Here is a 9,838-nt window from a genome sequence, read left to right on the forward strand (position 1 = left end):
GTGGCGGCCAGCGGCGGCTACTACATTTCCAGCGGCGCCGACCGGATCTTCGCGGAACCCGGCACGGTCACCGGATCGATCGGAGTGGTCGGCATGAAGATGGTGCTCGACGGGGCGCTGGAGAAGCTCGGGATCACCACCCACGCCACCTCCCGCGGCAAGAACGCCGGCGCGATGTCGATGTTCCACCCCTTCACCGAGGAAGAATCCAAGCTGGTGCGCGAGTCGATGCTCAAGGTTTACGGCACATTCAAGAAGCGGATCGAGAGCGGCCGCGGGGATCGTCTCAAGGGCGAGCTCGAAGGCATGGCCGGCGGCCGTGTCTACACCGGCGCCCGGGCCCTCGAGCTGGGACTCGTCGATGAACTGGGCGGCCTCGGCGAAGCGATTGCCTACGCCGCGGAGCAGTCCGGCCTCGACGCTGACGCGACGCGCCTGGTGCCTGAACCGAAGAGCATGATCGAAGGCCTCTTCGCCCAGCCGGAGAAGCCGGCGGACGATGAAATCATCCGCATGGGGACCACCGCGGGCCCCGCCGCGACGGCGATCGTCGCGACTCTCGGCGAGTCCGGCGCCGCCGCGCTTCCCGCCCCGGTCCGCGAGGCCTACCTCCGCGTGCTGCGGCGGATCGAGGCATGCTCCGACAGCACCATCCAGCTCATCGGTCCCGAAATCCGCATCCCGCTCCGTTAGGCGCGCGGAAGGTCCGGCAGGGATCTCACGGGTGTCCGCTGAACGACCGCTTTCCTTGGGCGGGGATTTCTGCCAAGGATGGGGAACCATCCCCCGTCGCCATGCCTGTCTTCCATGTCCGCAAGTCCGAGTTCATCGCCGCTCCGGTGGCCAAGGTTTACGAGTCGGTGCTCGATTTCCGCCGCTGGGCGGCGTGGTCGCCGTGGTTGATCGCCGAACCGGGTGCCAGGATGAGCTATGCGGAGGACGGCCGGAGCTACACCTGGGACGGTGAGGTGACGGGGAGTGGCATGATGGAGATCACCGGCGGCGATCCACCGTGGTCGATCGTTTACCGGCTGACCTTCCTCAAGCCGTGGAAATCGGTGAACCAGGTGGAGTTTCACTTTTCCGAGCACGACGGCGGCACCGAGGTGCTGTGGACGATGGAAGGCAAGCTGCCGTTCTTCATGTTCTGGTTGAAGGGGATGATGAGCGCGTGGATCGGCTCCGACTACCGGCGCGGATTGCTGATGTTGAAAGATCTGGTGGAGACCGGAGCGGTGCCTTCCAAGCTGGAGTTCCTGCCGCATCAGGCGGCCGGCGGCTTCCGCTACACGGGCGTGCGCAGCCAGTGCCCGACCGAGGGCATCGGCCCCAGCATGCAGGCGGACATGCAGAAGCTGATGGCGTGGGTGGGCTCGAGCGGGACACAGCCGAAGGGCAAGCCGTTCTCGATCACCCACAAGTGGGACCCGGTGAAAGGAGTCGCGGATTACACCCTGGGGATCCCGGTGGAAGAATTCGCGGCGGGGCTGCCGGAGGGCTTCGTCAGTGGCGATATCCCGGTATGCGAGGCCTACGTGGTGCAACACACCGGGGCCTACCGGCATCTCGGAAATGCCTGGGCATCCGGGGTGATGCACGGGCGGGCAAAGAAATACCGGACCGACCGCCACGTCGAGGCCTTCGAAATCTACGAGAACGACCCGACCGTGACACCGGAGGCGGAACTGGTGACACGCGTCCATTTCCCGTCGAAGTGACGGAGAGGAGAGCGGATCGCAGGACCCGCCGAGGCATGGCAGGGCGCGTCCGGCGACGCGCGGTCCAGAGGAAATCCTTGCCCGTGTGCCCATCCGCGGCCATCCCGGCGCATGCAGTTTTCCGCGGTGATCTTTGACTTCGACGGCGTCCTCGTGGACACCGAATGGGCGATCTACGAGGCTTGGCACCGGACTTTCCTGGCGAACGGTCACCCCTTGCCGCTGGAAACCTACACCCAGTGCATCGGCTCGGATTTCGACACTTGGTCGCCGAAACTGCATCTGGAGGAACTGACCGGCCGGAGCTTCGACTGGCACCAGCTCGACGAGGACCGGCAGGTGGAAATCCGCCGCGACCTCGAACAGGCGGGGCCGATGCCGGGGGTGATGGCGCTGCTCGAAAAGCTGACCGCGCAGGGGACGCCGCTGGCGGTGGTTTCCAGCTCGTCGCACTTCTGGGTCGACGGCTGGCTGGAGAAGCTCGGGCTGACACGGTTCTTCCGCGAGGTCGTCTGCCGCGGCGACGCCCCGCGGATCAAGCCGGCGCCGGACCTCTGGCTCGAGGCGCTCCGCCGTCTCGAGCTTTCGGGCGGCGAATGCCTGGCGATCGAGGATTCGCTCAACGGCGTGAAGTCGGCCAAGGCCGCGGGACTGAACGTCTGGGCGGTGCCGAACCGGACCACCGCGTGTCTGGACTTCTCGATCGCGGACCGGATCGTGGCCAGCCTCGAGCTGCTCTGAGGCTCACATCTCCGGCCGGACCGGGATGCCACGCTCGGCGAAGTAGCGCTTGGCCTCGCCGACGGTGTGCTTGCCGAAGTGGAAGATGCTGGCGGCCAGCACGGCGTCGGCCTTGCCCTTTTCGAGCACCTCGACCATGTGATCGAGGTTTCCGGCGCCGCCGCTGGCGATGACCGGGATGCCGACGCTTTCGGAAATCGCGGCGGTCAGTTCGCAGTCATAGCCGGCCTGGGTGCCGTCGGCGTCCATGCTGGTGAGCAGGATCTCGCCGGCGCCGCGGTGCCAGACCTCCTTGGCCCACTCGACCGCGTCGAGCCCGACCGGGGTGCGGCCGCCGTGGGTGTAGACGCCCCACTTGCCCGGGCCTTCGCGCTTGGCGTCGATGGCGACCACGATGCACTGGCTGCCGAAGGCCTTGGCACCCTCGTCGACCAGCCCGGGGTTGTTCACCGCCGAGGTGTTGATGCCGACCTTGTCCGCACCGGCCATCAGCATCTCGCGCATGTTTTCGACCGTGCGGATGCCTCCGCCGACGGTGAGCGGGATGAAGCAGTGCTCGGCGGTGCGGTGGACGACATCGACCATCGTCGCGCGGTTGTCGGACGAGGCGGTGATGTCGAGGAAGACCAGCTCATCGGCCTGCTGGGCATTGTAGGCCATCGCCGCCTCGACCGGATCGCCGGCGTCGATGAGATCGACGAAGTTCACGCCTTTGACGACGCGGCCGTCGGTAACGTCGAGGCAGGGGATGATGCGTTTGGCGAGCACGCCGGGAGGAAAGCGCGCCGGGCGGGGGATGTCCACCTTGGGATGGGGTGGATGGCTGTACACGAACCGCGGAGGCGCAGAGGTCGCGGAGGGGATCGCGGAGGGGTCGAAGTTCTGTAGGTGACGGAGGCGATCGATCCGAAATCGGGTGGAAACGAGGACCGGAAAAGGTTTCTGGAAGGTCAGACTCCCCCAAGAAAACCTCCGCGACCTCTGCGCCTCCGCGGTTCGTTCCTCCAATCACTTCAAGTGAACCTCAAGCCAGTCCCCGACCTCCGTGACCACCTGCGGGTAGGACTTCTCGTCAAAGGAATGTCCGGCCCCGTCGATCTTCACCAGCCGCTTCGGCTCCTCGGCGGTGTCGTAGGCGTCGAGGCTGTCCTCGATCAGCACCACGTCGTCGGCCGTGCCGTGGAGGAACAGCCAGGGCACCAGCACTTGGCCAACCTCGTCGAAGAGGTCGCCGATCGATTCCATGTCATCGACGTAGTTGCGGGACAGCGGGCAGGCGGGTTCGTCCCACATGAAACCCTTGTCCGGTGTGGCATCGCCAAACTCCCGTTCGCAGAACGCCTCGGTGCGCACCATCCCGGCGAGCGACACCAGCACGTGGATCCTGGGGTCGCCGGCGGCAACGGTCACCCCGACCGCGGCGCCCATGCTGTGTCCGGCGTAGGCGACCTTCACGCCCGCAGGCAGGGCGTCGAGGAGGTCGCGGAGATCATTGCTTTCCTTGGTGATGGTGGCGTCGCGGAAGTCCCCTTCCGAGTCGCCGTTGCCGGCAAACGAAACCCTCAGGCAGGGCCAACCGCGGGAAGCCAGGCCTTCGGCGAGCGCGACCAGCAGCGGGCGGTCCTTGTTGCCCGTGACCCCGTGCCCCAGAACCACCAGGGCATCTTCGCGGGTGCCGGGGTGAAAGGCGGTGTCGAGCTTTTCGCCCAAGCGGTTGCGGAATTCGGGAAGGTCCATGGGTGGGGGAATCAATGCGCGGTGCGGCCGGGGAAGGTCAATTCCGCAACCCCGGATTTGTCGAGTTCGCCCAGGCCCAGCTCGACCATCCGGTGATATTGGGCCTCGGTCGCGAGCGACAGCGGGGTGTTGACCCCGGCGGAGGCGGCCAGCTCGTTGGCGATGCCGCTGTCCTTGGCCGCGTGGGCGGCGGAGAAGTAGCAATCGTGCTCGCGGGCGATCATGTCGTCGCCGTCGGTGACCAGCACCCGCGAATTCGCGCCGGTCTGGGAAAACACCTCCTTGAGCATGGCGAGGTCCAGTCCCAGCGCGGCTCCCAGCCCGAGTCCCTCGGCGAGGCCGGCGGTGTTGATGTTCATGACCATGTTGACGAGGGCCTTGACCTTGGCCGCCTGGCCGGTGCCGCCGACGTGGCGCAGCGATGAGGAGAGATCCTTGAGGATGCCTTCCACCTTGCCGAAGGTTTCGGCGGTGCCGCCGACCATCAGATAGAGCGTGCCGTCGCGCGCCTGGGGGATGCTGGATGCCATGCAGGCCTCGAGGGCGGTGGCGCCGGCCTGGCGGCAGGCGGTGTCGACCTCCTCGTGGACCGCCGGGCTGACGGTGGCGCAGTTGATGAAGACCTTGCCTTCTGCGCCCGCCAGCAGCGAATCGTCCCCGGCCAGGAAAATCCCGCGCATCGCCTCGTCGTCGGTAACCACGGTCAGGATCACATCGGCGGCCGCAGTTACTTCCGCCAGGGTGGCGGCGGCCGTGCAGCCGAGTTCGGCGGCAAGTTCGGCGGCGATTTTCGGGAAAGCGTCAAAGACGGCGGTCACCGGGTATCCCTGATCCTTCAAGCGCCTCGCCATGTTGGCTCCCATGCGGCCTGTTCCCACGATTCCTATGCGTGATTTCGACATCGGCGACACCATGGAACCTCTGCCGCGGGCTGTCCACCCCGGCGGCGTGTCGTTGCCGACCGGGGAAAAATCTGTCTTTTTGCCAATCCCTGCAAAACATCGGCCTGTCCCGGGCGTTTCAACTGACCAACCCAACTTATGATGCATCGATCCTGCCTGCTTGCCTTGCTCCTTGTCGCCCCGGCGGTCCACGCCCAATCCCTCAGCGACGCCGATCGCGAAGCGCTGATCGAGAAGCTCGATAACCTGCGGGAAACCGCCAAGGAGAAGGCCATGGGCCGGATCGGCTCGGCTGCCCAGGCGTTCAAGGCCGGGATGGCGAGCGATGATGCCGCCGTGGAGCTGTATTTGAAGTGCGTGAAGAAGTTGGACTTCGACGACAAAAAGCGCAGCTCCCAGGATTTCCGCGAGTGGGAGCGCCGGCAGGGCGACCGCTTGAAGGATCCGGGCACCCGCCGCAGCATGCGCCACCAGCTCCGCTGGCTGGTCTTGAGCCTGGAAGCCGCCGAGTCGGCCGGGAAATACGACAAGCTGGCACCCAAGGCGATGGAGGCGCTCGACTCGATATTCGGCAACCCGGAACAGTTCGAGGGCAACGTGGGCGTCCTCCGCGAACCGGTCACCGGCACGGTTTTCGCCCGGGCCTACGGTCTCGGCGGGGCGAAGGTGGACAACTGGCCGCTTTCGCCGCTGGATATCTCCGCGGTCTTCGATCAGGTCATCCTGCCCGGCTTGAAGACCGGCAAGAAGTTCGACTCCGCCCGCGAGCAGTGGAAGAAGCGGATCCGCTTCGAGGGCATCGACAAGGAATACTGGACCGGCGGCGATCGCGGCCGCGGCAAGGGACGTTCCGACGAGCGTTCACCGGACTACGAGAAGTGGCTCAGCGAGACCTTGCCCGACCTGCAGTGGAAGATGGAGGTGGACCTTTACAAGGCCGGCGACCAGAAGCGCTCGGCGCTCAACATGCTGGACCACATCGAGCAAAACCTCGCCCACGCAAAGGCCCGCGATTGGGCGGATCAATTCCGCAACCTGGTCGATCCGCCGAAGGACGCCAGCATGAAGGGGCAGGAGACCGCGGGCCCGGTCGAGTGACCGCCCGTCACGGGACGGCTCAGCGGGTGACCTCGGTGCCGATCCCGCCGTCGGTGAAGATCTCCAGCAGCAGCGCATGGGGCAGCCGGCCGTCGATGAAGTGAACCTTGCGGACGCCCGCGTTGAGGGCGTCGATGGCGCTGCGGACCTTCGGGATCATGCCGCCTGAGATGGTACCGTCGGCTTGCAGGTCGTCGGCCTCGGCCCGGCTGACCGACTTGATCAGGGTTTCCGGTTTCGACGGGTCGCGCATCAAGCCCGGGACATCGGACAGGAACACCAGCTTCGCCACGCGCAGCTCCTTGGCCAGGGCGGCGGCGGCGAGGTCGGCGTTGATGTTGAGCGGCCGGCCGGTGGCCAGTTCCGCGGCCAGCGGTGAGATCACCGGGACAATGCCGGCGCGGTGGGCGGCGTCCATCTGGCCGAGCTGGCAGCCGACCACCTCGCCGACGCGGCCGAGGTCGACGCGATTTCCCCCGGCGTCCTTGGCGTGCATCTTTTCGCCGAGGAACACGTCGGTTCCGGGGATTCCGACGGCCTTGCCGCCGAGGTCGCGGATCATGCGGACCAGGCCGGGATTGATTTCATTGGAGAGGACCTTTTCGACGATCGAGATCGCCTCGTCGGTGGTGACGCGGAAGCCTCCGACGAATTCCGCCTCGAGTCCCGCGTCCTTCATGGCGGCGGAGATCGCCTTGCCACCGCCGTGGACGACGATCGGGTTGATGCCGGCGACTTCGAGGAAAACGATGTCGCGCATCACCTGCGAAACGAGCTCGGGATCCTCCATCGCCGACCCACCCATCTTGATCAGGAAGGTTTTCCCGCGGAACGCCTGCAAGTAGGGCAGGGCTTCGATCAGGGCTTCGGCTTTGGCGATGGGGTGCTGGAGGCTCATGAGTGGCGGAGGTTCCAAGGGAGATCGTACCGGGCGGCGGGCGGGAAGGCTATTCGGCGTCGTCGGGATTCTTCGCGGTCTTGCGGGCGGCTTTCTTCGCGGTGGTTTTCTTTGCGGCCTTCTTCGCAGCTTTCTTCGCGGGGGCCTTCTTGGCGGCTTTTTTCGCCGCTTTCCGGGCGGTTTTCCTGGCCGCGGTCTTTTTGGCGGGAGCCGGCACTTCAGCATCGGCCGCCACCGGCTCGGCGGGGATCTCGGGAAGAGGTTCCACGGGGGCGGCTTCGGCGGTTGGCGCGGGCGCTTCGGCGGGTGTTTCCACGACCGGCTGGACCGGGGATTCGGCCTGCGGTTCGGATCGATCCCTCGTGAACGCCAGCCCGAAGGCGGTGAGGCCCGGGGCCATCATCGCCAGCGGCGGCAACCAGGCATTCTGGCGCGCCGCCATCAGGTAGAGGATCTCGACGCTGACCCCGATCACCCCGAGGGCCGTGACGATGCGCCAGCCGGGCCGTCGCATCCGGGTGGACCAGGTGGCGAATAGCGCCAGCACGAGGATCAACAGCAGCTCCAGAAGGGCATTCGGCCGCGCGAGAAGGACCGGCGGGTCATAGCTGGGGGCGCTGCGGAGTGCCTGGACGGCGGCGCCGAGTCGTCCGGACCAGGCTTTCTCGGCCTCGGGCAATTCCTCGCGGACGTCGCGGGTCAGCAAGGGATGGTCGGTTGGCGGAGCGGGGGACTTCTCGCTGATCAGCCGCATCGCCGGGATGTCGGTTTCGCGGACGTTGGTAGCCACCGGCGTGCGGCCGAACTCGTCGATCGGAATCACCGGGCCGCGGGTGCCGAGGCGGATCTCCTTCCCGACCTTGATCTGCACGTCGTCGGGCGTGAGGCCCAGCCCGGCGATTTCGGTGGCGAGGGGGAAAGCGAACAGCACGCGGTCGTCCCAACGGGCCAGCAGGTGCTGGTGATTGTCGCCGGGGTCCGGTTCGTTCTCGAGGATCGAGAAGCCGGCGAGGGTCTGCTTGCCGCCGAGCTCCGCGTTCGGGATCGCCACCCGGTTCACTTGGGGCAGGGACGCCAGGTTTCCTTTCACCGCGGAGTCGGCGATCGACATCCGCACGAACGGCGCCGGCAGCGGCTCGCCGGCGGCGCCGCGGGCCAGCGGCAGGGCCAGCACGGCGGCGTCGAACTTGTCCAACTGCTTGCGCAGGGCCCCGATCGCCAACGATTCGGGTTCGTCCCATGCCATCAGGTTGCCGACGCCGATCACATGGTGACCGGCTTCGCGCAGGCGTGCGAAAATCAGCGCGTGGTCGACCGGCGACAGCGGCGAGGTGCTGAACCAGCCTTCGGGATCGTCGTCGATGGCCAGAAAGCGCGGCGGCACCGGCACCACCGGCGGGGTGACCTGGCGCCGGGTCCAGGGCTCCTTTTGGCTGCCCGCACCGTCGATGAGGGTGTCCACCGGCTGCACCGAGACGGCCAGGGTTTTGACTGCCTGACGCTCCAGCGAACGCAGCGGCGGGATCAACGACACGGCGCCGAGCGCGAACAACCCGACGCCGAGGATGATGGCGGCGTGAGTGAAAGTCCGGCTGGACGGGGTGGTCACGGCGCGAACTCTGCCGCTTTCGCCAGCACGTCGGCGAGGGGTTTTTCAAGGTCGGTGCCCGCGGTGACCTCCGCCAGCAGCCGTGCCGCCACCGGGATGTAGGGCGCATACCAGTCGTCGCCGCGGTTCTTGAGGATGTTCGCGTAGGCGCCGAGGGCCTGCATCAGGCGCTGCGTCGCGCATTCGCGGAAAATCGTCGGCTCCGGGCGGTCCTCGGAGATGTCCTCCCAGATATCGAGGATCTTTTCCCGCTCCTCCGTGGAGTGGTCCATGTAGGGGTCGTAGACCAGCGAGGCGAGGTCATACTCCTGGCGGCCGCGGCGCATGCCCTGGAAGTCGATCCACCACGCCTTGTCGTCCTTGAGCAGCAGGTTCTGCGATTGGAAATCCCGGTGGACGAGGTGCTTGGCGCTGCTGCCGAGCCGCTTGGCGAGATCCTCGAAGGCCGGATGTTCCCGCAGCTCGCCGGCGTCCATGCCGAGCAGGTCTTCCACCAGGTGGTCGAAGAAATACTCCTGCTCCCAGCGGTAGAGCGACTCGTCGAAGGGGGGCATCAGCTCGAAGTCCTTCGGCGCCTTCGAGAAGAACAGCTTGTCGAGCTGGGTGAGTGCGGAGCGGTAGTAGGGCTCGCGTTCGGCGAAGGGCTGGTCTTTCAGCGACAACAGGTCGGTGTCGCCCAGGTCCTCGATCAGCGCGACCCGGCGATGCGGGATCTCGAAAAAGATCGAGGGAACATTGAGCTTCACGCTCTTGAGATACTTCGCGACGGGCAGGAACTGATCGTTGTCCGGCCGTTCGTCGGTCCAGTGGACACCGATGAAGGGGTCCTGGCCGGGAGCCTTGACGCGCACGATCGTCCGCCCGGATGCGCCCTTCTTGATGGGGATCAAGGTGACGATCACGGTGGGATCGATCCCGAGGTGCTGTCGGGTGGCGTAGAGAATCGCGTCGGTCGGCATCGCGCCCGGATTTTTCGGAAGATCCGGGTCGGGACAAGGGGGAAGTGGTGCAAGTTTGCGGGGAGCGGGAGCAGGAACGGGCGGAGCGCCGGATTCATCCGGCTTGGAAGACTCCGACGCTGCCGGCCTGGAAATCGATCAACTCCTCCCCGATCCTTCCAAGCCGGATGAATCCG

The 9,838-nt window shown here is 66.4% G+C and carries 10 protein-coding genes; 4 read left to right on the forward strand and 6 right to left on the reverse strand.

All coding sequences use genetic code 11. The annotated features are described in order from the left end of the window. The 3 genes from IG178_RS02110 to IG178_RS02120 form a co-directional block, all read left to right on the forward strand. Positions 1-693 (forward strand): S49 family peptidase (locus tag IG178_RS02110; protein ID WP_193210845.1); only part of this gene is annotated, 693 nt, incomplete at its 5' end. Positions 694-794: 101 nt separating this feature from the next. Further along, positions 795-1,718: an SRPBCC family protein gene (locus tag IG178_RS02115; protein WP_193210846.1), complete on the forward strand. Its 924-nt coding sequence runs from the start codon at positions 795-797 to the stop codon at positions 1,716-1,718. A 111-nt stretch (positions 1,719-1,829) separates the two neighbouring features. Then, positions 1,830-2,459 carry an HAD family hydrolase gene (locus tag IG178_RS02120; protein ID WP_193210847.1) on the forward strand — a complete coding sequence of 210 codons (630 nt, stop codon included), beginning with the start codon at positions 1,830-1,832 and terminating at the stop codon, positions 2,457-2,459. 3 nt (positions 2,460-2,462) lie between these two features. Here the strand turns inward: IG178_RS02120 and hisF are convergent, their stop codons facing one another. The 3 genes from hisF to IG178_RS02135 form a co-directional block, all read right to left on the reverse strand. Next, positions 2,463-3,227 (reverse strand): imidazole glycerol phosphate synthase subunit HisF, encoded by a 765-nt coding sequence (gene hisF, locus IG178_RS02125; RefSeq protein WP_193210854.1) that lies wholly within the window; start codon positions 3,225-3,227, stop codon positions 2,463-2,465. A gap of 240 nt (positions 3,228-3,467) precedes the next feature. Next, on the reverse strand, positions 3,468-4,196 hold the full coding sequence (locus tag IG178_RS02130) for an alpha/beta hydrolase (RefSeq protein WP_193210848.1): 729 nt from the start codon (positions 4,194-4,196) through the stop codon (positions 3,468-3,470). Between the two features lie 11 nt (positions 4,197-4,207). Further along, the gene (locus IG178_RS02135; RefSeq protein ID WP_193210849.1) at positions 4,208-5,110 is read right to left on the reverse strand and encodes an NAD(P)-dependent oxidoreductase; all 903 of its coding nucleotides are present in this window, start codon (positions 5,108-5,110) and stop codon (positions 4,208-4,210) included. Positions 5,111-5,236: 126 nt separating this feature from the next. Between IG178_RS02135 and IG178_RS02140 the strand changes: the two genes are divergently transcribed. Beyond that, positions 5,237-6,196 (forward strand): hypothetical protein, encoded by a 960-nt coding sequence (locus tag IG178_RS02140; RefSeq protein WP_193210850.1) that lies wholly within the window; start codon positions 5,237-5,239, stop codon positions 6,194-6,196. A 19-nt stretch (positions 6,197-6,215) separates the two neighbouring features. On the opposite strand, the gene argB is transcribed toward IG178_RS02140, so the two are convergent. From argB to IG178_RS02155, 3 genes are read right to left on the reverse strand one after another with little or no spacing between them, the layout of a single operon-like run. Continuing rightward, on the reverse strand, positions 6,216-7,094 hold the full coding sequence (argB, locus tag IG178_RS02145) for an acetylglutamate kinase (protein ID WP_193210851.1): 879 nt from the start codon (positions 7,092-7,094) through the stop codon (positions 6,216-6,218). Between the two features lie 49 nt (positions 7,095-7,143). Next, complete coding sequence (locus IG178_RS02150; RefSeq protein WP_193210852.1) at positions 7,144-8,703, reverse strand: hypothetical protein; 1,560 nt, start codon at positions 8,701-8,703, stop codon at positions 7,144-7,146. Next, positions 8,700-9,662 (reverse strand): phosphotransferase, encoded by a 963-nt coding sequence (locus IG178_RS02155; RefSeq protein ID WP_193210853.1) that lies wholly within the window; start codon positions 9,660-9,662, stop codon positions 8,700-8,702. Before IG178_RS02155 ends, IG178_RS02150 begins: the two co-directional genes overlap by 4 nt. Positions 9,663-9,838: the final 176 nt, after the last annotated feature.

This window comes from Neoluteolibacter marinus, assembly GCF_014904755.1.
GTDB classification, from domain to species: Bacteria; Verrucomicrobiota; Verrucomicrobiia; order Verrucomicrobiales; family Akkermansiaceae; genus Haloferula; species Haloferula marina.

Bases quoted from the DNA above. Each gene is read 5' to 3' on its own strand.
- IG178_RS02115 (WP_193210846.1), top strand. From the start codon at position 795: ATGCCTGTCTTCCATGTCCGCAAGTCCGAGTTCATCGCCGCTCCGGTG.
- IG178_RS02120 (WP_193210847.1), top strand. From the start codon at position 1,830: ATGCAGTTTTCCGCGGTGATCTTTGACTTCGACGGCGTCCTCGTGGAC.
- IG178_RS02130 (WP_193210848.1), bottom strand. From the start codon at position 4,196: ATGGACCTTCCCGAATTCCGCAACCGCTTGGGCGAAAAGCTCGACACC.
- IG178_RS02135 (WP_193210849.1), bottom strand. From the start codon at position 5,110: ATGGTGTCGCCGATGTCGAAATCACGCATAGGAATCGTGGGAACAGGC.
- IG178_RS02140 (WP_193210850.1), top strand. From the start codon at position 5,237: ATGATGCATCGATCCTGCCTGCTTGCCTTGCTCCTTGTCGCCCCGGCG.
- argB (WP_193210851.1), bottom strand. From the start codon at position 7,094: ATGAGCCTCCAGCACCCCATCGCCAAAGCCGAAGCCCTGATCGAAGCC.
- IG178_RS02155 (WP_193210853.1), bottom strand. From the start codon at position 9,662: ATGCCGACCGACGCGATTCTCTACGCCACCCGACAGCACCTCGGGATC.